Genomic DNA, 26659 nt, shown 5'->3' with positions numbered 1-26659 from the left:
GGAAAAGCGCTACGAAACGGCCGCCAGACGGTAATCCGGCACCAGCAGTCGATTCGCTGCCCCGTACCGTACCGTCGACGAGCAACCGGGTAAACACCGAGTTTATTTTTCCCGGCGGACAGTAGTCCCCGTATGAGCGATCGGGCGGAATCGACCGAGGAACTGCGGTGGTCGACCGGCAGCCCGGCCGTCGAACGACAGCGGTTTCGGGCGATTGCCGACGCCCTCGACGGCGGCGTGCTTCAACTCGACGCCGACGGACGGATCGTTACGGTCACCGACGACCTGCTCGAGATCGCAGGCTACGCTCGGGAGCAACTGGTGGACGCACACGTCTCGGCGCTGTTCGACGACGACGTCCTCGAGCGCGAGGATGAGGGCGAGAGTGAGGACGATCCGGGTCACAGACGGGACCTGGAGGCGGCGATCGAGACCGCGGACGGCCGAACCGTCGACTGTACGGTCCGGCTCGAGCGCCTCGCCGAGGAGGAGGAACACGGTACCGTCTGCATCGTCAAGTACCCTAGAGCGCCACCGCGAGCGGGGAGGGAAAGCGACGAACCGGACGGGCGAACCCGACGGCTCGAGCGCAGCGTCGAGCAGCTCTCGTCCGAGCTCGACGCGGTGTTCGACCGCATCTCCGACGCCTTCTGTGCCCTCGACGACGGCTGGCGGGTCACCTACGTCAACGACCGGGCCGCGGAGCTGCTCGGCCGGCCGGCCGAGGACCTGCACGGGGCGAACGTCTGGGAGGCGCTGCCGTCGCTCGTCGGCACCCACCTCGAGGAGCGACTCAGGACCGTGATGGCGACCAAAAAACCCCTCTCGTTCGAGCGTCGCGTCGACCCCCTCGATAGCTGGGTTCAGATGGACGTTTACCCGACCGAGGTCGGGATCTCGGTGTACTTCCGGGACGTGACCGAACAGGTCGAACGCGAACGTCGGCTGACGGTGTCGGAGCGTCGGTACCGGACCCTCGCGGAGAACTTTCCGAACGGGATCGTCGCCCTCTTCGATCTCGACGGGGAGTACACGCTGGCAGCGGGTCGCGGCTTCGATCGGCTCGACGCCGACCCGGCCGACCTCGAGGGGAAACACTTCCGGGAGGTCTGGGACGAGCCGGTCGCGGCGACTGTCGGTCCGGCCTACCAGCGCGCCCTCGAGGGCGAGGAACAGCGGATCGAACTCGAGCAGGCCGATCGGGCGTGGCTCGTCCACGTGGTACCCGTCACCGACGACGGGGGGAACGTCGTCGCCGGGCTGACGATGGCCCAGGACGTCACCGACCAGAAGGAACGCGAGCGATTCCTGCAGGACGCGAAAGCACAGCTCGAGGCCGCCACGGAAGCCGGCGCCGTCGGCACCTGGGAGTGGCGCGTCCAGGAAGACCGGTTTATCGCCGGGACGGCCTTCGCCAAGACGTTCGGCGTCGATCCCGACGAGGCCCGGGAGGGGGTCCCCCTCGAGAGCTTCGTCTCGTCGATCCACCCGGCCGACCGCGACCGCGTCGAGCGAAGCATCGAGGACGCCCTCGAGCGTTGCGGCGAGTACGAGGAGGAGTACCGCGTTCGCGACGCCGACGGCGACCGCCGCTGGATCGTCGCCCGCGGTCACGTCGAGTGCGACGAGGACGGAACCCCGCGTACGTTCCCCGGCGCGGTCGCCGACATCACCGAGCGAAAGCGCGCCGAGCGGAAGCTCCAGACCCACAAGCGCCAGCTCGAGACGCTGTTCGAGGTGTTGCCCGTCGCGGTGATCGTCGCCGACGGCGACGGACGGCTCATCGAGGCCAACGAAACAGCCCGGGAACTGTGGGGCGGCGACGTCTTCGACGCCGAATCGATCGCCGACTACGACCGCTACGACGGCTGGTGGGCCGACACCGGCGAGCCGATCGAACCCGAAGAGTGGACGATGACGCGCGTCCTCGAGGGCGAGGAGGTCACGGACCCCGACGTCCACGAGATCGAGACCGTCGACGGCGAGCGGCGGATCGTCATGACACACGGGATGCCAGTCAGGAACGAACGGGACGAGGTTCGTCGCGGCGTGATCACCCAGATCGACGTCACCGAACGCCGGGAGTACCAGCGCCGGCTCGAGGAGACGATCGAAAAGCTGGAGACCTCGAACGAACGCCTCGAGCGCTTCGCCTACGCGGCCTCCCACGACCTCCAGGAGCCGCTACGGATGGTCTCGAGCTACCTGCGCCTGCTCGACAAGCGCTACGGCGACCGACTCGAGGACGACGCCGAGGAGTTCCTCGCGTTCGCGGTCGACGGCGCCGACCGGATGCGCGAGATGATCGACGGGCTGCTCGCCTACTCCCGGATCGAGACCGCCGGCGAGCCGCTCGAGCCCGTCGAACTCGAGGCGGTGTTCGACGACGTGCTCGCGGAGCTGGGCGGTCGGATCGAGGAGTCGAACGCCGAGATCAGTGCCGAGCCGTTGCCCCGGGTCGAGGGCGATCCCAAGCAGCTCCGACAGCTCTTCCGGAACGTTCTCTCGAACGCGCTCACGTACTCGCGGAACGGCAGTCCGCGGATAGCCGTCTCGACCGACCGGCAGGGGACGATGTGGCGGATCTCGGTCCGCGACGAGGGGATCGGCATCGCTCCCGACGATATCGAACGTATCTTCGAGGTGTTCAACCGGTTACACACCCACGACGAGTACGCCGGCTCGGGAATCGGACTCGCGCTCTGTCGGCGGATCGTCGAGCGCCACGGCGGCGAGATGTGGGCCGACTCCGAGCCCGGCGAGGGGTCGACGTTCTCCTTTACGCTCCCGGCGGCCGACGAGGCGTACGGTAGTCACTGAAAATCGGTGCACACCCGACCGGACGATGGCTAGACAACAAGTATCGATATTTTCAGCTGTCAATAGGGAAGACAGTGAAACAACTTCCTTATTCAGAATCTCGTGTGAAACTCGCGTTACGTACAGGTCAAGCGGGTAACAAAGAGGCGATCAATCTCGACGATAGCTGTCAAAAACCGCCTGCTGAATATAGAGGGTAGAGTCATTATGAAAGTATTGTTCGGTTTAGAATACCTGCGGTGAACAACTCTTCAGTGGCGATATATACTGTATGTCAAATTCCACGAGACTACTTCCAAAGAAGCATGATACACCATACGTTCTGTTTATCCCTGCTGCATCGTGTTTAGTTACGCGAATTCCACCAGACGGCGAAGGCTTGTAACCACGTTTCGGCGGTTGATGGATCGACGTGGCTGAAGCTATTACTGAACGAGAAGGTACGTTGTTTTACCTCTCGAAAGACACGTTCGATAGCGTTCCGATTTCCGTGTCGTTCGGGTCGAAATCGGAGCCCGATTCGCTGGAGTGCTGTCGCTAGATGATGGGCATGATCGACGAGAAACACGGCGTCATCGACGTCGTGTTTCTCACGAAGTTCTTGCAGGAACCGCTGTGTCAATGCCGTCGTAGTCGTTGTAAACAGCCGTACGTGCAGGAAACCGTTTGTGTCGGGATCGACCGCAGCATACAGCCAGAACTGTTGGCCGTTGATTCGGATCACCGTCTCGTCGAGCGCAACGTGATCCGGACTCGCGTTACTGGCCGGCTGTAGATCTGCTTTCTGTACCCAGTCGTGAACAGCTTTCCGCGACCGTTCGACACCGAACTTATCTAATTCCCGGACGGTATTCGAAAGCGATAATCCCGCAAGATGTAGCCGAATACCGAGCTTCATCAGCTGGCGCGGTGTCCGCTCTCGCTCCACAAAGTCTAATTCGATCCAGTCGCTACGACCACTGAGGCGAGCGATTTTCGCCATAGACCAGCTGAAAATCACCTCGCCTCATCCTTCAGCCTTAACTAAACACGACCCCCTGCTGGCGCTGTATATTCATTACTTAGGAGTTGAAAAACATGGGTGAGCAAGAGAAGGTGTTTTCGCGTCGCAATGTACTGAGAAAATCTGCATTGACAACTGGAGCACTAACGCTTGGTGGGATTGGTGCCAGTGGTACCGCAGCAGCTAATGAACATACGATCACAGGATACGCAGGAGTCGGTGATCCTTCCGATCTGAATGAAGGTGACGAAGTGAGGATTTGGCGGTACGATGGCCTATACGGTGGCTGTGCTGACGGTTCAGTTTCAAGCTCTCACATGTATCGTTTTGCCACAGCTACAGTTCCAGAAACGCAGCAAGCTGCCTATCTTGTGCCAGTTAACGACCCGCAACCCACAGTCGATACCACCTACTACACCGTAGACACGAGCGCAAGACAGTACTGCTACGATCAGTGGTACACGATCACTATCACTGACATCCCGCCAGCTCCAGGTGATGAAGGCCGAGGTGTAGCGGATGAGAGAGCCGGCGACAGAGGCTCGCAGGGGCGAGATAGGGCAGGCCAGAGAGGTGGAAACTGATAAAGGAACACGGTTTTCTGACAGATAGTGAATGGATCACAACCCATCGTGCCACATCCTTCATCAGTACTCACCGATCACTTCCCTTCGCAGATCGGCTCCCAGCCTATACTACATTCGCGCTGTGTATTCAGCACGTCTCTCTCAACATCTATATTAGATGATATATGTGGCTGCGTTAGGTTCGCACGCTCTACGTAACGAATCGGACGGCTTAGATTCGCGGTCCATGCCAAACAAAGAAACTGTACTGCCAACTACTGCTACAGTCAGATCCCCTTGCTCATCAGGTGGCTACGCAGGACGTCGGCCTCCTTGTTCCCGGTCCCGGTGTTGACCGCGACGACCGTCTCGTCGCCGTCGAAGGCGCCCCGATCGGCCAGCTCGAGGAGACCGCTGACCGCCGCGGCGCAGGTCGGCGCCATCTCGAGCCCTTCTCGCTTTGCGACCGCGATCGCGGCGTCGAGGATCTCCGGGTCGTCGGTCGCGACGGCGCCCCCGTCGCTCTCGCGGATCGCCTCGAGGATCCACGGGCTCGCGCCGGGGTCGGGGATCTCGATGCCGCCGCAGATCGTGTCGGGGTGTTCGATCGGTTCGTGGGCGTCCCGTCCGTCCTCGAACGCCTCGACGATCGGGGCACAGCCCGACGCCTGCGCGGCGTAGAAGGACGGGACGTTATCGGTCAGGCCCAGCGTCTCGAGCTCCCGGGCGGCCTTGTACATCCCGACGAGACCGACCCCGCCGCCGGTCGGGTACGAGATCACGTCGGGGGTCTCCCACTCGAGCTGTTCGGCGATCTCGTAGAACATTGTCTTCTTCCCCTCGTGGCGGTAGGGTGTGGCGAACGTCTGGAGAGAGTACCAGTCGTCGTGCTCCGCAAGGCCTTCCTCGAAGGCCGCGACGGCCTCGCCGATCCGTCCGCCGACGACGTTCATGTCGCCGCCGTGGACGTTGATCATCGCCTTGTTCGTAAAGCCCGATCGGGAGGGGACGTAGACGTGGGACTCCATCCCCGCTCGCCCCGCGTACGCTGCGGCCGCCTGGCCGGCGTTGCCCGCCGACGCCAGCGCCACCTCGCTCGCGCTGTGTCCGTCGGCGGCCGTCACGGCGACGGTCTGTCCCCGATCCTTGAACGTCCCCGTCGGGTTCCGGCCCTCGTCTTTGATCAGCAACCGGCCGACGCCCAGCTCGTCCGCCAAAGTGGGACACTCGACCAGCGGCGTCGCGCCCTCGTCCATCGTCACGGCGTCCTCGCGGGGGAACGGGAGCAGTTCCTCGTAGCGCCACAGCGAGTCGAACGGGCGCTCGGCGAGCGTCTCCCGATCCAGGTCGACCGCGTCGTAGTCGTAGCTCGGATCGAGGATTCCACCGCAGTCCGGACACCGGTGGCTCTCCGCGTCGGCGTCGACCGTCAACTCGCAGTCGACGCACTCGAGGCCCTCGAAGGCGGCTGTCGTCTCCATAGTAGGTGTGTTCGCGGCGCGAGACTAATGGCTGTTCATCGGACTCGAGAGCGGGGTTTCGGTACCGCGATCAGAGGGCGGGGCGTTCGCTCGAGGGTCCGTCGTCGGACGTCTCGATCGAGACGGGGTGGAGGTCGCCCCAGGTGTGGCCGATGACGTAGTAGGCCGCGACGAGCGCGTAGAACGCGACGATCGCGCCCAGCACGGTTCCGACGAGCGGGACGGCGTTGAGTACTCCCGAGACGAACGAGCCGACGACGACGATCCCGAACGCCAGTAGCCACCCCGTCGCGTACGTTCCCGTCGCGAGGACCGAGCGGAGTTCGTCGACGTCGAACCCCGCGCCGAGGCGTCGCTCGCTCGCGAAATTCGCGATCGCCGCGGGCGAGACGTACGCGGCCGCGACGAACGCCGCGAGCGTAACCGTCCCGGCGAGGAGGAACCCGATCGCGCCGATCGTCCCCGGTGTGCCGCCGGCGGCGAGCCAGACGCCGCCGAACAGGACGGCGCCGGCGACCACCGGGACGAGCGAGTACGCGAGCAGGATCGCAAAGGCCTTCGCGCCGTCGATCGTCAGGTCGCCCCAGTCCTCGAAGCCGGGGGCCTCGTCGTCGTCGCGGCTGGTCCGAGCCAGCACGCGGACGACGTACCCCCAGACGAGAAAGAGCGGGATCAGCAGGAAGCCAAACAGCAGGCAGAGCCCGCCGATGATGCTCGTCTTCAGCGCGTCGTCGCTGTCTTTCAGGTAGGTGAGTGATTCCGATAGCATGGTGTCCTCGACCGACTGCAGTCGCTCGCGGTCGATCGAGAGCTATACGCGCCCCCGGGCTATCTTTCTTCGAGGAGAGAATCCCGCCGTTCACGGCGTTGACGAGACGCGAAGCGTCTCGTTCGCACACCAGAACGCTGCGCGTTCTGGGGACGGGCGTGAATCCGACAACGCCGACACAAACCACGTTCAGCAGTACTACGAATATTTAAGTGAGAGTGTGTCGTAGCATGACGTACACCGAGGCGGTCGCACCGCCCATCCAAATGCACAGTATCGGGACTCCGAGATCCAGAACGTTCGAGACACACTCTCGAACCGCTGTGGTGTCTCGGTCACAAGATAACTCCGAGTCCCCTCCGGGATAGGAGTAACGGCAGTGTGGCCCTGCCATCGGCCTGTCATGCCGACAGGTCGTAAACCAGCAAATATCCCAACTCAGCGGTGCTGTGCCGTGGGAAGCCTCGCCGTCGTCGGGCTGCGCCCGACTGCTTGAGGGAGCTTCGCTCCCTCTCCGTTTACGGCGAGGAGGAGGTCACATCAAGCGATCGTCGACGCTCGGCTCGAGCGCCGGAGGTCGACTCGAGTCCCGCGGTGAGGCTACCGGCTATCGGACCCCTCGGGAGCCACCGCCTGTCGACTCATCGAGGACGGGATTCGAGCGACTACGAGTGAAGAGTCGCGTCGCTCGAGAAGCGCGAGTCCGAAGAGATAGAAGTTCAGTTGTCGCCCGTCTTGGACTGCCACTCGTAGTCGCGGCGCTTGGCGGACTTGCCGAAGCCGCACGACGAGCAGACTTTCTTCCTCGTGTGGTAGGACTTCTCTCCGCAGCGACGGCACTTCGTGTGGGTCGTCTTGTTCTTCTTTCCTTGGCTCGGGGTTCCTGCGCCAGTCATGGAGTGATCGAAACGACGTTATCGCCGCGTATAATCGTTGTGTCTTCGACCGGCGCCTCGTCGTCCACTTCTCGGTCGCCGGCCCTCGAGACGTCCTCGAGCACGAGGTTCATGTGCTGATCGTAGCCCGTAAGATCGCCGACGTACTCGTCGCCGCTCTTGAGCCGTACGGTGACGCGTTCGCCGAGCGACGCCTCGAGGACGTCAAGCGGTCGTCCACTCATACAACACACCGCCAGTGACGCGCACTTAATCGTACCGATCGAGACTCCCCAATCCTCGAGTCGACGGCCGTCGACGCGCTCGAACAAGCCAAACGGCTAAGTGATCGCTCGCCGACTCCCCCGACATGGGAGAGAAGAAGTTTACCCTCATCGAGCTGAACCTCCAGGGCGACCACCAGTTCGGGCCGCGAGCGATCGACGACGCGCTCCCGTTCGGCGAGAAGCAGGAGGCGGCCGACCTCGAGGGCAAGGAGGAGCTCGAGGACGAGTCGGAAGCCGACGAGGAGGGCGGCGGAAAGGGGGCGATCGGCGCCCTGATCGCGCTGGTCGTCCTCGTCGCGCTCGGCGTCGCGGCGAAGAAGTACACCGAGGACGACGAGGCCGAGGAGTTCCCCGAGGACGAGCAGCCCGACGTCGTCGTCACGTAATCGGTACGACGCAGCTCTTCTGACGCGCCCGGGGACCCGTCCCAGTAGCTAGTGGCCCAGTTTCGGTATCCAGCGCGGACCGTGGAACTGCGATCTGTAAGATCGGACCGATACGCCGGACCGTAGCCAGGGTAACGGGTTCGTTCCGGGGAACGCCCACCGCCTACACGTCGCGCACGTATCCGCGACGAGGGCCGTGCGGTCCGCACAGACGCTGATCGTGTCTCGTGACCGTACGCCTCCGAGACGGAACTCCGAACGAACGGTACACGTGACCACCCGTTCTACGCGTGTGTCGAGAGCCGTGGTACCGTGACGCTCGGAAGCGTTATCCGTCACTGGGGCTAACGTTTGGTTGTAATGGCAAACGGAACGGTTGACTTCTTCAACGACACTGGCGGCTACGGTTTCATTTCGACTGACGACGGCGACCTCGACGACGACGAAGACGTGTTCTTCCACATGGAGGATGTCGGCGGAGAGGACCTGACGGAAGGTACCGAGGTCGAGTTCGACATCGAGTCCTCGCCGAAAGGACCTCGCGCGGCGAACGTCGTTCGGCAGTAACACCGAGAGACACCCGTCGCTCACAGCGACAACCGATACTCTCGATTCTTCAGCAGATCATACGCCTCAGCTGAGGCTATTTGTACACCCCGAAAACACCGACCTCGAGAGCGTTGCGTAACCGGTACGCGCTGTGTATTCGGCACGGCATCGCAGAAATCGATGATAGCTGATAGAAATCCCAGCGTTAGCAGTAGATAGTAGCGCGATTTCTTCATTCAGAATCTCGTCTGAAACTCGTGTTACGTACAGCGAACTTTTTTATCGGGGTCCTCCCTCGTTCGCTGCGCTCACTCGGTCGAACCCCGCCAAAAAACTTCGATGAAAAAAGGCCGCCGTCGCGGGGTTTCACCCCACTCCGGCGGTGAATCGCTCGCGGTGCTCGCGAACACCTCCGTAGCACTGGTCGTTCCATTCGCACGCTCTACGTAACGGATGTCGAGTCCGGCTGATACTGAGGCACGTCGATCCGTTCCGAACTGCCCTCAGGCGGCCGACGCCTCCTCGAGCTCCTCGCGAACGAGCGCGTCGTCGGACTGGACGAGCCCATACAGGTAGCCGAAACCGACCGCCGCGGTGAAGACGAAGATCGCGACCAGCTGTTTGACCCTCGCACTTGAGGGCCGACGAACGAGATCCCGAATTCGGGACGGAACGAACTCGAGCATGAGCCGTCGGAGATACTCGTTCTTGTCGCCCGCGGCCTCGGGCAACAGGAGGTCCATGATCCGCTTTGAGTACCCCTGCCAGAACGAGCGGAAGACGAGCCACCGGAAGTCGCCGCGGTAGTCGAACAGCTTGTGGTGGACGACGGCGTCGGTGTTGTAGATCACGCCCTTGCCGTACTTGTTGGCCATCCGGATACAGACCGGAGCCTCGTGGGCCTGGATGTGGCGGTCGCCCTTCCGACCGGTGTTCTCGTCGTAGCCGCCGACCGAGAGGAAGACGTCGCGGCGAAAGGAGATGTTCGAGCCGTAGGTATTGCGCAGTTCCGCCATATGCTCGCCCATCCCGCGCTCGTCGCAGCCGACGAGCCAGTAGAACTCCGCAGGGAAGAAGTCGGGCTTCTCGGCCACCCAGTCGGGTTTCGCGTGCCCCCCGACCGCGATCGCATCGGTCTCCTCGTAGACGCGGGCCAGCTCTTCGATCCAGTCGGGCTCGGCGACGGCGTCGTCGTCGATAAAGGCGACGACCTCGCCGCTCGCGAGCTCGGCCCCTCGCGTCCGGCTGTAGGAGATCCCCCGGTTCTCGTCGTTACAGCGGAGGACGACCTCCTCGCGGTCCCCGTACGTCTCGCGGACGCGCTCGAAGACGGCCTCGTTGCCGTCGACGACGACGACGACCTCGAGGTCGTCGTACGTCTGTGCGAGCACGCTGTCGACGCACTCCGAGAAGACGTCGTAGCGCTTCATCGCGTACGTACAGACGACGGCGGAGACCTTCATCGGAAGGCCCGTTTCGATGAGGGAAGGATAAACTTTGTCGTCGGTCTCGAGTCCCGACCGAGCAAAACCATTCACTGTAGATGAAAGTAAAATGATCTGGTTGGTATGAGAAAGCTTATTCGTGGCTTCCCTCTCGTGAAACCTAATGAGTACGGAGACCGAGCGAGCCGGGGAGCGGACGGAGTCGTCCGTTCTCGGCTCGTGGGCGGAGTGGTACCACGTCCCGGTCGTCGGGGCCGTGATGCTGTTTATGTTCTGGGTCAGGACGCAGTCGTACGAGGCTTTCGTCACCGATGACGGCACCCCCGCGCTCGCGGGCGTCGACTCCTGGTATCACTGGCGGACGATCCAGTGGACCGCCGAGAACTACCCCCGAACGATGCCGTACGAGGTCTGGACCGGGTTCCCGACGGGGAACTACGTTGGCCAGTTCGGGACCCTCTTCGACCAGCTGATCGTCACCGCTGCAATGATCGTCGGTCTCGGGGATCCCTCCTCGAGCACGCTCTACACCGTCTCGCTGCTCGCGGTGCCGGCGATGGCGGCGCTGGTCGCGATCCCGGTCTTCTACGTCGGTCGGCGACTGGGCGGAACCGTCGGCGGGCTCGTCGCCGTCGTGTTGCTGGCGCTCGCGCCCGGTCAGTTCCTCACTCGCACTACGGCGGGCCAGCTCCAACACCACGTCGCAGAGGTGCTGTTCATGGCGATCGCCGTCCTCGCGATGATGGCCGCGCTGCGGGTCGCCGAGCGCGAGCAGCCGATCTACGAACTCGCCGCCGACAAGAACTGGGACGCGCTCCGACAACCGACGATCTACGCCGCGCTGGCAGGCGTCGCGCTCGCGCTGTACATCTGGGTCTGGCCCCCCGGCGTCGTCCTGATCGGGATTTTCGGCGTCTTCTTCGCGGTCCAGCTCTGTCTCGACTACGTCCGGGGGATCTCCCCCGACCACGTCGCGTTCGTCGGCGCCGTCTCGCTGGGCGTGACCGCGGTCGCGACCGCCCTCTTGATCGAGGAGCCCGGCACGAGCGTCACGAGCTTCGGCTACCTCCAGCCGGGCACCGCGGCGCTGGTCGCCGTCGGCTGTCTGTTCATGGCCTGGTTCGCCCGTCAGTGGAACGCCCGCGGGATCGATCGCCGCGTCTACCCGGGCGCGATCGCCGCGCTGATCGTCGGCGCGTTCGCGGTTATGTGGCTCGTCCTGCCGGACTTCTACGACACGCTCGTCGGGAACCTCACGGGACGACTCATCCCGCTCGACCCCGACGCGGGAACGCTGACGATCCAGGAGGCCCAGCCCCCCGACGACTTCACGGCCCACGTCTTCGGTGAGTTCGGCACCGCCTTCTACACGATGCTCGCCGGACTCGCGCTGCTGGTCGTCCGACCGCTGTTCGGCCGCGAGTACCGCGCGGAGTACACCCTGATCCTCGTCTGGTCGCTGTTCCTGATCAGCATGTCCGCGACCCAGATCCGCTTCTCGTACTACCTCGTGCTCGCGGTCGCCGTGGTCAACGCCGTCTTCGTCGCCGATATTCTGCGACTGTTCGACCTCGACCTCCAGCGCGGCGCGCGGTCGCTCGAGGGAGTCGAGACCTACCAGATCATCATCCTGCTCGTGGTCGTCCTGTTGTTGTTCGCGCCGCTGCTTCCGGTCGTCGCCGCCGACGGCGACACCGCGATCGACCGCGGCGAGGCGACGGGGCCACACCCCGACGCGATGGTCTGGGAGGAGTCGACCCACTGGCTCGAGTCGAACACGCCCGAGCCGGGTAACTACGGCGGCGCCGGAAACGCCGACGAACTCGAGTACTACGGCAGCTACGACTACCCCGACGGCGGCGACTTCGACTACCCCGACGGCGCCTACGGCGTGCTGTCCTGGTGGGACTACGGCCACCTGATCACGACCCAGGGCGAGCGGATCCCCCACTCGAACCCGTTCCAGCAGAACGCCGAGACCGCCTCGGCGTTCCTGACCGCCGAATCCGAACGCGAAGCCGAACTGATCCTCGAGGCGATCGCGGCCGGCGAGGACCCGCTTGACGGTGACGACGACGTCCGCCCGCTCGAGGAGCTCGAGGCGGCGGTCGACGACGACGCCGACGAGCAGATGCGATACGTGATGATCGACGATCAGATGGCGGGCGGGAAGTTCAGCGCGATGACCGCCTGGTCGGGTCCCGACTACGACCACTACGTCACGCCCGACGTCGAGCCCGGCGAGGAGATCGACCGCGAGGACGTCGACGAGCGCCTCGAGGTTCCCTACGAGGACACGATGGTCGCGGGTCTCTACTTCGACGACGCCGCGGGGATGGACAACTACCGGCTCGTCCACGAGAACGACCAGCGCACGGCCGGCTTCGTCAGCTACGCGCTGATCGACCCCGAGACCGACCAGGTGCTCACCGACGAGACCGGCCAGCACCAGGTCGCGATCAACCAGCCCCTCGACCAGCAGACGGAGGTCCAGCTCTCGCAGTTCGAGCAGAGCCCCGACGTCGAGGTCGAGTACGTCGACGAGCGCGAGGGTGCCGGCGTCAAGACCTACGAACGCGTCGAGGGTGCGACGATCGTCGGCACCGCCGACGCCGACGAGGGGACGACGGTGACCGCCGACCTCGAGCTCGACTCCGGCGTCGACCGCGGCACGTTCACCTACGAGCAGGACGCCGAGGTCGACGAGGACGGCGAGTTCGAGCTGACGGTGCCGTACGCGACCGACGACGAGCTCGACGTCGAGGACGGCTACACCGAGAGCGCAGTCGAGTCCGTCGACGACTACACCGTGACCGTCGAGGGCGAGACGCCCCAGCAGGGCGACCTCGAGGTTCCCGAGAGCGCGGTCGTCGACGGCGAGACCGTCGAGGTCGACCTCGAGGAGACGGAACTCGAGGACGCCGACGATGCTGCAGCGGATGACGAGACCGACGATACCGAGAACGGCGCCGACGATGCGGGCGCTGGCGAGGACGATGACGTCGACACCGCCGACGACGGTGAGGACGCCGACACCGCTGACGAGGACGAGAACGATGACGCCGGCACCGCTGACGCCGACGATAACGACGAGGACGCCGACGACGATACCGCCGGCTCGCTCGTCCCGACTGCAGCCGGACTCGCGGACTGACTTCGCCCTTTTTCCGTTGGCTCGAGTGAGAAGCTCCTTCGTTACGTGCTCGCCATCGACGCGATCGTCAGACGGTGTCTCGTCGCGACCCCGCTATCCGACGGAGTAGCTCACGACGACTCGCCGTCGGTCGCGGCCAGCGCTCGGAACGCGAGCGTCGGAAACCGGGGAACCACCGTGCTCGGACGGCGCCCGCTCCCGGTCGTCGGCAACGGCAGTCGTTCGATGACGCCCCGGTCGGCGAGCTCGTACAGGAATCGCTTGACAGTCCCGGCGGTCAGCCCCGATCGGTCCGCGATTTCGGTTGCAACCTCGCGAATGGACCGGTCGGCCGCGTCGACGGCGATCAGGTCACACAGCACCCGCTGGCGCGTCTCCGACAGCGAGAGCGCCCGGTCGACGTGGACGCCGGCGTCGGGAACGTCGTCCATCGCCCGCTCGAGGTGAGAGTGCTCGATCCGATCCGCGTCGTCCTCGCCGGCCAGCACTGCGGCGCCGAACAGCGCCGCAAGCGCGTCGTGGGCGTTACCGTCGGCCCAGACTGCGATCTCGCGGACGGTCTCGTGATCGAGCGCGCCCGCCGTCAGCCCCGTCGACGTTCGATCGGTGAGGACGTCGACGAGTTCGTGGTGACGGTAGGCCGACGCCGTCACCGTCGTCCCGCGCCAGCCGTCGGGTTCGTGCTGGCCGACGGCGAGCGTCGCGACGTTCTCGCTTACCGGTTCGACGAGTTCGCGAACACGATCGTACGAGAGCGTCTCGGGCTCGTCGTGGTGATCGACGGCAACGACGGCTCCCCGGTCCGGTCGCGAGAGTTGGCTACGGAGTCGGTCCCGCAGGTCGTCGGTCCCGACGCCGCTCTCGGGGACCGAGTTCGGGGAGATCATCGAGAGCACGGTCCGGTAGAACGCGAAGGGGCTTCCGACGCGGCGGGCATCGACGTAGACGAACCACGTCACCGTTCCGGAGCTGCCGGCCCGGGTCGTCGTGCCGATCGTTCGGGTCGGCTCGCCGAACCGTTCGTTCAGCGCGTCGAACAGCGCCGTCACGATCGCGGACGTGCCGGCTCCCGCCGGCCCGACGAGCGCGGCCGACTCGGGTAACTCGTCGTCGAACACCGGCTCGAGCGCGTCGAGCAACTGCTCGAGGACGGGGCCTCGTCCCACCGGTTCCGCGCGGTGGACGACCGGACTGAGGTGGTTACGGTTGACGACGATCCCGCTCGTTCGGTGCGCGGATCGTCGTCTGGCGATGCGCTCCTCGAGGTTCATCAGTCGACGAGCGCGGCCTCGAGGACCTCGAGGGTGTGGGTGATCTCGTAGCCGGTGCCGTGGCCCATCTGCATCGAGCAGGTCGGACACTCCGTGAGTCCGGTCGTCGCTTCCGCGTCCTCCATGTGCTCGAACATCTCCTCGCCGATCTTCATGGAGGTTTCGTAGTTCTCCTCCTTCCAGCCGTAGGTGCCGGAGATGCCCGAACAGGAGTCGCCGACGTCCTCGACGTCGATCCCGTCGATCGCGCTCAGCACCTCGACGGTCTGGCCGTCCAGTCCCTGGTTGCGGGCGTGACAGGGCGCGTGGTAGGCGAACTCCGCGTCGACCGCGGTCCCCTCGAGCTCGCCTTTCAGGTCCTCGTGGACCCGGAGATACTCGACGGCGTCCCAGGTGTTCGCGGCGACGTCCTCGGTGCCCTCGAAGTCGAACAGCTCGGGGTACTCCTGTCGGATCGACATCGAACACGAGCTACAGGAGGCGATAACGTCGGCGCCGTCCTCGATCGCGTCGGCCAGTTCCCGGACGTTGGTCTCGGCGGCCCGGCGGGCGTCCTCGAGCATCCCGTTGGCGAACATCGGTGTCCCCGAACAGGCCTGCTCGGGGACCATCACCTCGTAGCCGAGGTGTTCGTAGACGCGGACGAGCGCCTTCGCGACCTCCGGCGTGTTGTAGTTCGAGTAACAGCCGTGGAAGTACGCGATGCGTTTGTGGGGGTTCTCGAGCTCCTCGCCGCGTCTCGCTCGCGCCGCCCGCGCTCGCTCCCTCGAGGTGTCGTTGCCGCCGCGTTCGGTCCACCACGCTCTGAAGGTCTGGGTCGCGAACTCGGGGAACTCCCGCTCACCGGTGATTCCCATCACCTTCTCGCCCATCCATTGCGTGACCGACAGCCCCATCACGAAGTTGGCGGTCCGGGGGAAGGTCGCGGCGATCGGCGCCAGCTTCCGGTAGTTCGAGAGCATCCGGTTGCGCCAGTACTCCCGGGAGAGCTTGCTCATGTTCTCCTCGACGTACTCCGCCCGAGCGGTGTTGTGCATCTGGGAGAGGGGCACCTCGGAGGGACAGGCGCTGTCACAGCGCATGCAGTTCGAACACTTCATCACCGAGTCGTCGATGTCATGGTCCTCCTGGCGCTTGAGCCGCCACTGCTCGGGCCCCTGGAACTTCGGCCCGGGGAACTCGTCGTCGACCTCGGCGACGGGACAGCTCGTATCGCAGGTCGAGCACTTGTAACAGTTGTCGGCGCCCGGCCGGAGGTCCATCTCCTCGGCCTCGGGGAACACCTCGATCGGCTCGAACCCCTGTTCCTCGCCCGGTACGTGATCGTCCATCGGCTGTTCTGCGTCACTCATCGAATCACCTGAATAGATCGCGCTCGCTCGTTCGGTTCGCTCGAGTCCGCGTCAGTCGCTCTCGTCGGTACCGTCCTTACAGTCATCTGCTCGCCTCCGCGCCGGCTCGCCCGCCAGCGACGTACCCCGTCGCCAGCGAGACGCCGGCACCGGATTTCTCGGCCGCGTAGTCGTACCCGCCGAGCACCGCTCCAGCCGCCCGGAGATTGGAAAATTCGGGTTCCTCATCGGCGTCGAGGGGCCGTAACTCCCGGTCGGGAACGACGCCAAACCGGGCGTAGGGCTGCTCGCCGAAGACGTCGTCGACGAACCAGTCGTAGCGGTCGTCGGCGTGTGGCACGTAACAGTCGAAGACCGGCTCGAACACGCGCTCGCGCTCGCTGCGGACGCCCTTGCCGACGAGCCCGCCAGTCGCGAGCACGTACTGGCTCGCCTCGTGGGGGATCTCCTGACCGTGGCGGTCGACGAGTACGTGATCGATCGCGCCGGCTTCGTCGATCCCGTAGTCGACCACCGGCACGCCCGAGGTTACGCGAACGCCGGCGTCCTCGAGCGCCTCGTACAGCAGATCCTCAAGGCGCATCCCCGGCAAGCTCGGCGGTCCCATCGGGACCTCGAAGACGTCGGCACCCAGCGACTCGGCGAGCTCGGCTCGGACCTCCGCGGCGTGTTCGTCGCCCAACAGTGCGGGGAAACCGACGCGGGACTCGCCCTCGAGGTGTGGTCTCACGGTCGCGGCGAGCGCCTCGCGGGCGGAGCGGTCGCCCGACCCCGTCGATACGGGCTCCTCGTGATCGAGCAGGTGGGCGTACCGCGTGAGCTTCGCGTCGTCCCGGGCGATGCCGGGAAACTGCAGGGTGACGCCGCGAGCCGAAAACGGCGGGCCCGCGGCCTCGAGGTGGGAGGCCGCCAGCGGCGCGTCGAAGTCGGTCAGCGTCTCGAAGCCGACCAGCAGCGTGTCCCGCGGGTCGCTCGCGAGTCCGTCGGCCGTCGAGACCGGATATCGCGCCGTGGGTTTGACGGTGCCACCGTGGGTCGGCACCAGCGCGTTCGAGTCGGTGTGGCCGCCGGCGTAGGCGTCGCCGGCGACCGCGTCGAAAAACGAAAGCGCGTCGCGAACCGCCCCGGTGCCGACTCGCTCGTAGGGGTGGCCCTTCGGGAGCTCCTCGAGTCGCTCGAACGGGTCGACGATCGGGCCCTCGCCCTCGTGGGTGTAGCCCAGCACGTCGATCAGCCCGCTGGCGTTCCTGAGGGTGCTCTGCTTGTGGGTGACGAGCCGGACGTCGACGCCCTCCTCGGCCGCTGCGAGCGCCGCGGTCGCGCCCGCGATCCCGCCGCCGATCACGAGGACGTCGTCGATGATCGCCATCTCAGTCACCTCCGGATCGCTGCCGCCGCGGGGTCCGCGCGCTCGAGTCGCCCGAATCGAACGCGCCGTAGTCGACGTCGTCCGTGCGACTCGCGGGATCGTTGTCCCGGTTCATCGTCGTCGCGTGCAGGGCGTAGTTGAGCATCGCCTGGGAGAGCTGCTCGCCCCAGAGGGCGTGGCGCTCGCCCTTCCAGCGCTCCTGGAACAGTTCGTCGAGCGCTTCCCGGGTCGTCTCCTCGTCGTACTCCGGGTGGAGCTCGTTTGCCATGTTCGCACAGCAGAAGCCGCCCTGGCAGTTGCCCATCGAGGCGCGGGTCCGGATGCGGACCGCGTTGAGGTCCGAGCCGGACTGCGAGATCGCGTCCTGCACTTCGGCTCGCGTGACGCCCTCGCACTGGCAGACGACGGGGTTCGGATCGTCGGTCTCGAGGACCTCCTGTGACCGACTCCCGAGACGTTGCTTGCTCCGGCGGGCGATCGGCGAGCGAAGCCCGAAGTCGTCCATCCCCTCCTCGAGGACGGCGAGGTTCTCGCTGCCCGGCAGGGCCTCCTCGGCGGTTGCACACGAGGCGCGAACGCCGAGCTGGTCGCAAACGTGGTTCGAGATCTCCTCGGCCATCGCCCGGTAGGTGGTGAACTTCCCGCCGACGATGCTGGACATCCCAGAGACGCCGTCGCGCTCGGCGTGATCGAGCAGGAAGAAGTCGCGCGTGATGTCGGTGGGGTCCTTCGTCCCCCGGCCCGGGGGTTCGTACAGCGGTCGCACACCCCAGAACGAGCGGATGGTTCGGGCCTCCTCGAGGATCGGCACGAGCTCCGAGAGCGTGTCGATCATCATGTCGACCTCCCACCTCTCCTCGGGGTAGTCGTCGGGGTCTTCGACCTCCTCGTCCGTGGTGCCCAGAATCGCCGTCGTTTCGTGGGGGACAACGATGTCGGCGTCGCCCTTCGGCCGGCAGCGGTTGATGACCGTGTCGACCTGTCGGACGTTCATGATCGTCATCACGCCTTTCGAGGGGCGGACCTCGACGTCTAAGTCGGCCATCGCGCCGATCTGGCCGGCCCAGGCGCCGGTGGCGTTGACGACGTAGTCGGCGGTGATGTCCTCGGTCGTCCCGGGCGTCTTGTGCGTTCGTTTGCCCGGTCCGGAGTCGTGGCGCACCGTCACGCCGTAGATGTCGTCGCCGTCCCGAAGCAGGTCGATCACTTCGGCGTGGGTCTCGACGCGGGCACCGTAGTTCTCGGCGTCGATCGCGTTCGCGACGCACAGGCGGAACGGATCGATCGCTCCATCGGGTACCTGAATGGCCCGCTTGACGTCTTTCGCGAGATATGGTTCGACCTCGCGGGCCTCTCGGCCCGAGAGAACTCTCGCGGGGATGTCGCAGTCGCGACAGCCCTCGAGTTTCTCCCGAAAGTAGTCGTCGGGGTCCTCGGGTCGCTGGACGAACAGCCCGCCGGTCAGCTCGACGCAGTGGCCGGCGATTTCCCGAAGGATCTCGTTCTCTTCGATACACTCGACCGCGCTGGCCTGATCCGAGACCGCGTATCGTCCTCCGCTGTGTAGCAGGCCGTGCATCCGGCCCGTCGTCCCGTCGGTCAGATTGCCTCGCTCGACGAGCGTGACCTCGAGGCCGCGCATCGCCAGGTCTCTGGCGATGCCACAGCCGGTCGAGCCGCCCCCGAGTACGAGAACCTCGGTGTCGTGTGCCATCCCTTCGTCCGTACATCGCTTTCGTCCGTCTTTATTTTATCGACGGGAAAGAACCGTCAGTAACGTTCGGCTAGCCGGCTGATGAGTTCGGAACGGAACACTCTCGCTTTTCGAATAATATTGCCCGGACGATCGACGCTCGGGCACCTAAACCGAAACATCTCGACCGGTTCGAACACGACTCGCATCCTCCATAGTAACAGTCATCCTACTATTTCGGTAACGTTTATAATGATCGTAGGAAATGTTTACCAGTAGGATGCGATCGTCAGTAAAGACATCGCTCGGGACGATCCGGGGTGACCACGAATGACAGCACAGACGTACGTCGGCGCGGTTGATCAGGGGACGACCGGAACGCGGTTTATGGTGTTCGACCACGGCGGGCAGGTCGTCGCCAACGCCTACGAGAAACACGAACAGATCTATCCGGAGCCGGGATGGGTCGAACACGATCCGATGGAGATCTGGGAGAACACGAAGAGCGTGATGACGACGGCGCTCGGCAAGGCGGGGATCAGCCCCGACCAGCTCGACGCTATCGGCGTCACGAACCAGCGCGAGACGACGCTGCTGTGGGACGCCGAATCGGGACGGCCGGTCCACAACGCGATCGTCTGGCAGGACCGACGAACGACCGATCGGGTCGAGCAGCTCGAGGAAGACGGCCTCGTCGACACGGTTCGCGAGAAGACCGGACTCGAGGCCGACGCCTACTTCTCGGCGACGAAAGCCGAGTGGCTGCTCGAGAACGCCGACCCGATCAAGATGGAGCGGGCCCGTCCCGCGGACATCCAGGACCGGGCGGCCGAGGGCGACGTCCTGTTCGGAACGATCGACAGCTGGCTGATCTACAACCTCACCGGCGAGCACATTACCGAGGTCACGAACGCCTCGCGGACGATGCTGTACAACATCCACGACCTCGAGTGGGACGACGAACTCCTCGAGGAGTTCGACATTCCGGAGGCGATGCTTCCGGAGGTTCGACCCTCGAGCGACGACGCGACCTACGGCTCGACCGACCCCGAGGGGTTCCTCGAGGCCGAGATCCCCGTCGCCGGGGCGTTGGGCGACCAGCAGGCCGCGCTGTTCGGCCAGACCTGTTTCGACGCCGGCGAGGCCAAGAACACCTACGGAACGGGCTCGTTCTTCCTGATGAACACCGGCGACGAGGCCGTCGAGAGCGACCACGGACTGCTGACGACGATCGGTTTCCAGCGCTCCGGCGAATCGGTCCAGTACGCCCTCGAGGGATCGATCTTCGTCACCGGGGCGGCCATCGAGTGGCTCGAGGACCTCACGCTGATCGACAACCCGGCACAGACCGCCGAACTGGCCCGCAGCGTCGACTCGACCGACGGCGTCTACGTCGTCCCCGCCTTCACGGGCCTCGGTGCACCGCACTGGGACCAGCGCGCCCGCGGCACTATCGTCGGGATGACGCGGGGTACCCGCAAGGAGCACGTCGTCCGGGCGACGCTCGAATCGATCGCCTACCAGACCCGCGACGTCGCCGAGGCGATGGAGGCCGACTCGGGCATCGAGATGACGAGCCTCCGGGTCGACGGCGGCGCGGTCAAGAACAACTACCTCTGTCAGCTCCAGTCCGACATCATCGGCTCGAAGATAGTCCGCCCGCAGGTCGACGAGACGACGGCGCTGGGGTCGGCCTACGCCGCCGGACTGGCCGTCGGCTACTGGGAGGACATCGAGGGGCTGCGCGACAACTGGCAGATCGACCGCGAGTTCGACCCTGAGATGGACCGCGGCGAGGCCAACCGGAAGTACGACCGCTGGGGCGACGCGCTCGATAGAGCGCGGGACTGGGCCCGGGACGGTGACTGAGCATGCTTGACGCGCTTCTCGATCTCGCCGAGATCATTGCCGCGTTCGGCGGCGGCGCGTTCGGCGCCGCGCTCGGCCCGCTGCCGGCGTTCATTTTCACGGGCTTCATGGTGATCGCGGGTGAGGCCGCGACGCTCGTCGACCCCGAGGCGGCCGCGATCACCGATCAAGTCGCGTTCGGCCCACCGTTCTCGCCGGCGATTAGCTTCGCCGGTGGGGTGGCGGCAACGGCGTACGCCGCCAGGCGAGGGTATATGGACACCGGTTTCGACTACCACGAGGCCAAGAACATCGCCTACGCGCTCGGGACGAAACCCGACGTGTTGGCGGTCGGCGGCGCGTTCGGTATCCTCGGCTACTGGCTCGTTACGCTCTCGGCCGAACTCGGCATGCCCTACGACCCCATTGCGATGGGGGTCGTCCTCTCAGCCTTCGCCCACCGGCTGATTCTGGGCTACAGCATCATCGGGAAGGTCCGCGGGGCGAACATCCTCGACATGAGCCCCTTCGAACGCGAGGAGATGCGCGTCATCGGCGACTCCGCGACCGACGGCGGCGAGGCGACCGACCGCGCGGAGGGGAAGCCGACGGCCGCCGCGGCGCCACAGAAGGAGCGCCTGAAGGTAGAGCCGTGGCTCCCCCACCAGTACAAGTGGGATCACGTCGCGATGCTCGGGCTCGCGGCCGGGATCCTCGGCGCCTACGTCGGGATCGTGACCGGCAGCGCGTTCCTCGGGTTCGGGATCAGCGCGGCGTCGCTGGTCTTCCTCAACTGCGGCGTCGAGAAGATCCCGGTGACCCACCACATCACGCTGCCGGCGGCGACCGCCGCGCTGGCGGTGTACGTCCCCGCCGACGGCGGGATCGCGGAGGGTGCACCGGTCGCCTACGACAGCGGCGCGTTGCTCGCAGGAACCGGTGCCGAGGTCGCCTTGATCGTCGGGCTTGTCATCGGCGTAATCGCTGCGCTGTTCGGCGAGCTCTTCCAGCGGGTGTTCTTCGCTCACGGCGACACCCACGTCGACCCGCCCGCCGCGGCGATCGTCTTCGGGACCTTCCTCGTCGCACTCCTGTACGTCCTGGGAGTCTTCCCGACGACGGTCTGGATCCCGTGGTTCTGATCGCTCGCTAACCCTTCCTTCGATTTTATCGCCGCGTTCGACGCTCCCGAGCGATCGCGCTCGCGTTCGCCCGGATCCGTTCGCTTTAGGCGACCGCGGCCCGACGTCCCGTCATGACCGCCGACCCGCCGCTCGTCCTCGACATCGACGGTACCCTGACCCGCCCCGACCGGTGGGGGATCGACCCGCGCGTCTTCGACCCGATCCGCGACTGGGAGGCCCCGGTCGTGATCGCCACCGGGAAGGCCTTCCCCTACCCCGTCGCGCTCTGTCACTTCGTCGGCGTCCCCGAACTCGTCGTCGCCGAGAACGGCGGCGTCGTCTACACCGGCGACGACGTCTTCTTCACCGCCGACCGGGAGGCTGCCCAGGCCGTCGCCGAACGCTACCGCGGCGCGGGCTACGAGCTGGGCTGGGGCGAGGAGGACACCGTCAACCGCTGGCGCGAGACCGAGGTCGCGATCAACTTAGAGCAACCGATCGAGCCGCTGCGAGAGATCGCCGCCGAGTACGGCCTCGAGGTCGTCGACACCGGCTACGCCTACCACGTCAAGGACACGAATCCGAACAAGGGCGACGGCGTCGAGACCATCGCCGACCGCGTCGGCTTCGACCTCGCCGAGACCGTCGCCGTCGGCGACTCGATTAACGACGTCTCGACGTTCGAGGCCGTCGGCCGGAGCTTCGCGGTGGCAAACGCCGACGCGGCCGCGACCGAGGCGGCCGACGAGGTACTCGAGGAGGCTCACGCCGACGGGACGCTGGGGGTGCTCGAGCGCGTTCGCGGAACTCGATAATGCTCGGACCCGCGTCGACGACAGGACATCCAGCGGCTCGTCTGGGACGGGACCCGTTCGAACGGACCAAATCACGCTGTCACGCTGCGGTGGCGCGCGCTGTCAGCAGAATCGGGCGACAGCGAGATCCTGGCTGACAGTACTGCGCGAGGTCTTCGTGAGCAGCGCGAACGAAGGCTTGTCAGAGCGTACTCTGACAGGGGGAATCGGCTGGGGAGGGTGTGGCCATTCCCCGTTTCCGTGATCGACAGATGATTGGCAACAGATCGTACCGCGGTTTTGTCGTCCAGTTTGCGTCGTGGCTCTGAGACGGTCGAAGTGTTACATGCAGATGCTTATTGAACGCGGACATCCTACCAAGACTGCGAGATATTCAAAATGCCGTGCTGAATACAGGATATGGATTTAACAGCAAAATCTCTAACAGTTGCAGATGATCTCCATGGTGTCTTCTTAGTTTGACGACGAATAGTTATGGATTAGTTCTATCTAACTCAGACACTGATGGTCAGCGCCGTCATGGAAGATTACCTCAAGGCGATTTACCATCGTCAGCAAGAAACTGACGACGAGGTAAGCACCTCGGAGATCGCCGACCACCTTGACGTGACAGCACCCACCATATCGAACATGTTCGATAGACTCGAAGATCAGGAGCTGCTCAACCGGGAGAAGTATAAGGGCGTCTCATTGATACAGATGGCGAACGGGTCGCTCTCGAAGTTGTCCGACATCATCGGCTACTTAAAGCATATCTGACTGAACACCTTGATTATTCGTGGGCTGACGTCCACGATGAAGCAGATCGACTCGAACACCACATCAGTGATAACCTCGCTGCCCGGGTAGCTGCGACACTCGACGATCCGGAGACGGACCCCCACGGTGCTCCGATCCCTAATTCGACGCTCGAACTGTGGAACTGAACTCGTGATCCAGAAGATTGCACCATTCGGGCTGTATACGCTCGAATTTGTCGAGGGTGGTGAGTCAGTTTCATTACCTGAGCATGTTGCTCAGTCGGTGTGCGTCGCTCCGATAGAACTCGCGTCGATCAAATTTTAGATAATGTCTAATGATTTTACTTTATTAGATTGCCTCTAGAAGGTGGACCGGCAAAGATTTAGTTTAGAGGCGTCAAATACTACTCAATGGAACCCGATCTCGATTCAGATACGAAAGGTGTCTCGCGTCGAGCCGTGCTCACGACGACTGCTGGCGTCACCACGGCTGGGCTGGCCGGCTGTCTCGGCAATGATGACGGATCAGAAGGACAAGGGGACGGTGACAACCACGACAACCCTGCTGTCTCCGATGAGTTTGTCTTCGCTATCGAGGCCGAAGATGATCCGGCAGACATCGAACGTGATTGGGAGCCCTTGGCCGAGTGGGTCGAGTCTGAAACTGGTGTCCCGACCAGCATCGATACAGTCCCTGACGCCAGCGCAGCCATCGGAGCGCTTGCGACAGGACAAGCTCACGCGTCGTATCTAAGTGGAGGCCCCTCGTGGGTAGGGTGGAACGAACACGGTTTCGAAACGCTCGCCGTCGAGACCGATGAAGAGGGGAATTCGTACTACGTGGCGGCGGCTTACACCCGCTCTGAGACCGGGATCGAAACGATGCGTGATGCCGAAGGTGTTGATAGCGCCCACACGGGAGATTTGACGGGGGCAGGCATGCTGGTTCCAACTGCGTATCTTGCCGAAGAGGGGCTGGTAGAATTCGAGGACGACGATGATGTGACAGCGATTCGTGAGGCCGTCGAGGAGTACTTTGGGAACCCCGTGGTCGGCGGCGGGTATGTTGGCGCACTCCGGAATCTGTCCGAGGGGCAAGCAGATATCGCGTTCGGGCGCGCCACCACGTCAAAAGATTACTGTGGCGGCGACGATCCAGAGGACTGGTGCCTAGACCTGGACGAATATGAGATCGTCGAGGAATTCACGAACGTACCGACCCATCCAGTGCTTGCCAGCTTGGAGGCGAGCGACGCGGAGAAAGAACTGCTCGAAGATGCGCTCCTCGCGCTCAACGACGACCCGGACGGCCAGGAGATCCTCGAAGACGTCTTCGACGTCCACGAACTCCAAGAAGCGACATCGGAGGAGCATCTCGGCCCGTACGGCGAACTGATCTCGAACCTGCCCGGTATCGAAGACCACCTAATCGAGTAGAGCGCTGCCATCGGTATCGGCCCAAAATCCCAAAACGAAAGTACTGACGTGAACTTACTGTGACTCAATCATCACCACCGATCCGCTGTCGAGGACTCGCCGTCGGATACGACACGGAACCTGTACTCGAAGAGCTCTCGTTCACGGTCGAAAAAGGCTCTACAGTAGCGCTCGTTGGCCGGAGCGGATGTGGCAAGACGACGCTGCTCAAGACTCTCGCCGGGATTCTCGACCCGCTCGACGGTGAAGCCACCGTCCTCAGCACTAGTCTGCCGCAGTCCCCACCGCCTGGTGAATTAGGATACATCCCACAAAGTCTGGGACTTGTGATGCACGAGACGGTCCTCACGAACGTCCTTCACGGCAGGCTCTCAGATCTCGGGAGGATACGAAGCCTATTCGGACGCTTCCCGGGAGATGACAAAACCGAAGCGCGTGAAGCGATCGAACGGGTCGGCCTCGGTGGGTACGAACAGAGCCGGGTAAAAGAGCTGTCAGGTGGGCAACGGCGACGCGTAGCCATCGCTCGTGCCTTCGTGCAAGAACCTCGCGTATTGCTGGCCGACGAGATGCTCTCTGAACTCGATGGAGAGACCGCGCAGTCAATTGTGGACTGTCTCGTCACACTCCAGCAGGAGACGGGAATGTCCGTGGTCATCGTCGAACACAATCTCGACATGGCGAACGACATCTCGGATACAGTACTCAGGTTTGGGTGCGGAGGAATCGAAGATCGAATAGAATCCGAAAGTACACGCGAGCCGGTAACACGACAGAGCCATGAGTAATGTAGATCAGACGATCTCCGCCGCGTCGTTGCGAACTTACCTCAAAACCTTCGGTAGACCCCTGCTCTTCATCCTTGTCTTCGTCCTAGCAGTCTGGAGCATCTGGATATTGGAACTCCATCAGACCGACTTCTCGGGCGGCGCTGATGGCCTGAGTTTCCTGTATGGGGCTGCGATCCCTCCGGAAATGAGCGTGCTGGAGGTCGGGCTCCGAGGGCTTCTTGAGACACTGTATATCGCATACGTGGGGACGCTGGTTGGGGTTCTTCTGAGCCTGCCAGTGAGTCTGGTGGCGAGTCGGAACCTCTTTCCGTGGTATCTCACCCTCCCTGCACGGTGGTTTCTGGCGGTGCTTCGCGTCCTTCCGAGCATCCTCTGGGCAGTGATTTTCGTCATCCTCATCGGGACGGGACCAGCAGCAGGCGTGTTTGCGATTACGCTCTATACGATTGGATTTATAGGAAAGCTTGAGTATGAGGCATTTGAAGGGCTCGATAACGAGCCTATAGAAGCTGTCTCTTCCTTAGGCGCAACTCGGCTTCAGGTACTCCGCTTTGTAGTCCTCCCCCAGGCAATTAACTCCCTGATCAGTCAAACAATGTTCATGTTCGAGTATAATGTGCGGCATGCCGCCGCAATCGGAATCGTTGGCGCGGGCGGCATCGGCTACTACATCATGGGATACCTCGACTTCCTGCAATACGATAGGGTGGTTGTGCTGCTTGCAATCGTGTTTCTGACAGTGTTAGTTATCGACGAACTCAGCTACCGGTTGCGCTCGTTTTTCCTTGGCGACACGAGTACAAGCCTCAGCAAATAAAGCCTCCTGCGGCCCGTATATCGTCTTGACAGGATTTGGATGAATTTTGGCCTACAGTGTTCCACCT

Annotated in this window: 20 protein-coding genes and 1 pseudogene; 11 read left to right on the top strand and 10 right to left on the bottom strand. The window is 63.9% G+C overall.

The window, feature by feature from the left end; all coding sequences use genetic code 11:
- The first annotated feature begins 132 nt into the window (after positions 1-132).
- Positions 133-2820 (top strand): PAS domain S-box protein, encoded by a 2688-nt coding sequence (locus tag ACFEMD_RS02855; protein ID WP_394739375.1) that lies wholly within the window; start codon positions 133-135, stop codon positions 2818-2820.
- Positions 2821-3166: 346 nt separating this feature from the next.
- Here the strand turns inward: ACFEMD_RS02855 and ACFEMD_RS02850 are convergent, their stop codons facing one another.
- The 5 genes from ACFEMD_RS02850 to ACFEMD_RS02830 all read right to left on the bottom strand — a co-directional run bounded on the left by ACFEMD_RS02850 (position 3167) and on the right by ACFEMD_RS02830 (position 7759).
- Positions 3167-3802, bottom strand: coding sequence for an IS6 family transposase (locus tag ACFEMD_RS02850; protein WP_394739374.1), 636 nt, complete (start codon positions 3800-3802; stop codon positions 3167-3169).
- Positions 3803-4676: 874 nt separating this feature from the next.
- Positions 4677-5870, bottom strand: a complete 1194-nt coding sequence (locus ACFEMD_RS02845; protein ID WP_394739373.1) for a threonine synthase — start codon at positions 5868-5870, stop codon at positions 4677-4679.
- Between the two features lie 70 nt (positions 5871-5940).
- Entirely contained in the window at positions 5941-6639 is a 699-nt protein-coding gene (locus tag ACFEMD_RS02840; protein WP_394739372.1) for a DUF4013 domain-containing protein, read from the bottom strand.
- Between the two features lie 719 nt (positions 6640-7358).
- Positions 7359-7535 carry a 50S ribosomal protein L37e gene (locus tag ACFEMD_RS02835; protein WP_005556804.1) on the bottom strand — a complete coding sequence of 59 codons (177 nt, stop codon included), beginning with the start codon at positions 7533-7535 and terminating at the stop codon, positions 7359-7361.
- A complete protein-coding gene (locus ACFEMD_RS02830; RefSeq protein WP_005556806.1) occupies positions 7532-7759 on the bottom strand; it encodes an LSM domain-containing protein in 228 nt (75 codons plus the stop codon). Before ACFEMD_RS02830 ends, ACFEMD_RS02835 begins: the two co-directional genes overlap by 4 nt.
- Positions 7760-7884: 125 nt before the next feature.
- Between ACFEMD_RS02830 and ACFEMD_RS02825 the strand changes: the two genes are divergently transcribed.
- Positions 7885-8187, top strand: a complete 303-nt coding sequence (locus ACFEMD_RS02825; protein WP_394739371.1) for a hypothetical protein — start codon at positions 7885-7887, stop codon at positions 8185-8187.
- A gap of 360 nt (positions 8188-8547) precedes the next feature.
- Positions 8548-8754 (top strand): cold-shock protein, encoded by a 207-nt coding sequence (locus ACFEMD_RS02820; protein ID WP_114587455.1) that lies wholly within the window; start codon positions 8548-8550, stop codon positions 8752-8754.
- Positions 8755-9239: 485 nt separating this feature from the next.
- On the opposite strand, the gene aglG is transcribed toward ACFEMD_RS02820, so the two are convergent.
- A complete protein-coding gene (gene aglG, locus ACFEMD_RS02815) occupies positions 9240-10199 on the bottom strand; it encodes a glucosyl-dolichyl phosphate glucuronosyltransferase (protein ID WP_394739370.1) in 960 nt (319 codons plus the stop codon).
- A 145-nt stretch (positions 10200-10344) separates the two neighbouring features.
- On the opposite strand from aglG, the gene ACFEMD_RS02810 reads away from it, so the two are divergent.
- Complete coding sequence (locus tag ACFEMD_RS02810) at positions 10345-13335, top strand: oligosaccharyl transferase, archaeosortase A system-associated (protein ID WP_394739369.1); 2991 nt, start codon at positions 10345-10347, stop codon at positions 13333-13335.
- Between the two features lie 110 nt (positions 13336-13445).
- Here ACFEMD_RS02810 and ACFEMD_RS02805 read toward each other — a convergent pair whose 3' ends face one another.
- From ACFEMD_RS02805 to glpA, 4 genes are all read right to left on the bottom strand, one after another.
- A complete protein-coding gene (locus tag ACFEMD_RS02805; protein WP_394739368.1) occupies positions 13446-14606 on the bottom strand; it encodes a Cdc6/Cdc18 family protein in 1161 nt (386 codons plus the stop codon).
- Positions 14606-15958: an anaerobic glycerol-3-phosphate dehydrogenase subunit C gene (locus ACFEMD_RS02800; protein ID WP_394739367.1), complete on the bottom strand. Its 1353-nt coding sequence runs from the start codon at positions 15956-15958 to the stop codon at positions 14606-14608. The genes ACFEMD_RS02805 and ACFEMD_RS02800 overlap by 1 nt, the downstream gene beginning before the upstream one ends.
- An 82-nt stretch (positions 15959-16040) precedes the next feature.
- Positions 16041-17327, bottom strand: coding sequence for a glycerol-3-phosphate dehydrogenase subunit GlpB (glpB, locus tag ACFEMD_RS02795; protein WP_394739366.1), 1287 nt, complete (start codon positions 17325-17327; stop codon positions 16041-16043).
- Between the two features lies 1 nt (position 17328).
- The gene (glpA, locus tag ACFEMD_RS02790; protein ID WP_394739365.1) at positions 17329-19041 is read right to left on the bottom strand and encodes an anaerobic glycerol-3-phosphate dehydrogenase subunit GlpA; all 1713 of its coding nucleotides are present in this window, start codon (positions 19039-19041) and stop codon (positions 17329-17331) included.
- A gap of 309 nt (positions 19042-19350) precedes the next feature.
- Here glpA and glpK point away from each other — a divergent pair, with 309 nt between their 5' ends.
- From glpK to phnE, 7 genes and pseudogenes are all read left to right on the top strand, one after another.
- Positions 19351-20889 (top strand): glycerol kinase GlpK, encoded by a 1539-nt coding sequence (gene glpK, locus ACFEMD_RS02785; protein ID WP_394739364.1) that lies wholly within the window; start codon positions 19351-19353, stop codon positions 20887-20889.
- A gap of 2 nt (positions 20890-20891) precedes the next feature.
- Positions 20892-22010, top strand: coding sequence for a hypothetical protein (locus tag ACFEMD_RS02780; protein WP_394739363.1), 1119 nt, complete (start codon positions 20892-20894; stop codon positions 22008-22010).
- A 113-nt stretch (positions 22011-22123) separates the two neighbouring features.
- Positions 22124-22807 carry a phosphoglycolate phosphatase gene (locus ACFEMD_RS02775; protein ID WP_394739362.1) on the top strand — a complete coding sequence of 228 codons (684 nt, stop codon included), beginning with the start codon at positions 22124-22126 and terminating at the stop codon, positions 22805-22807.
- A gap of 501 nt (positions 22808-23308) precedes the next feature.
- Positions 23309-23872 (top strand): annotated as a pseudogene (locus ACFEMD_RS02770) (metal-dependent transcriptional regulator).
- Positions 23873-23958: 86 nt separating this feature from the next.
- Entirely contained in the window at positions 23959-24984 is a 1026-nt protein-coding gene (locus ACFEMD_RS02765) for a PhnD/SsuA/transferrin family substrate-binding protein (RefSeq protein ID WP_394739361.1), read from the top strand.
- Between the two features lie 59 nt (positions 24985-25043).
- Positions 25044-25772, top strand: coding sequence for a phosphonate ABC transporter ATP-binding protein (locus ACFEMD_RS02760; RefSeq protein ID WP_394739360.1), 729 nt, complete (start codon positions 25044-25046; stop codon positions 25770-25772).
- Positions 25765-26592, top strand: coding sequence for a phosphonate ABC transporter, permease protein PhnE (gene phnE, locus ACFEMD_RS02755; RefSeq protein ID WP_394739359.1), 828 nt, complete (start codon positions 25765-25767; stop codon positions 26590-26592). Before ACFEMD_RS02760 ends, phnE begins: the two co-directional genes overlap by 8 nt.
- The last annotated feature ends 67 nt before the right edge of the window (positions 26593-26659 follow it).

Source organism: Natronococcus roseus (assembly GCF_043677095.1).
Classification (GTDB): Archaea; Halobacteriota; Halobacteria; order Halobacteriales; family Natrialbaceae; genus Natronococcus; species Natronococcus roseus.
Note: the sequence above shows the minus strand (reverse complement) of the source record. Positions and strands in the feature narration are given on the sequence as shown.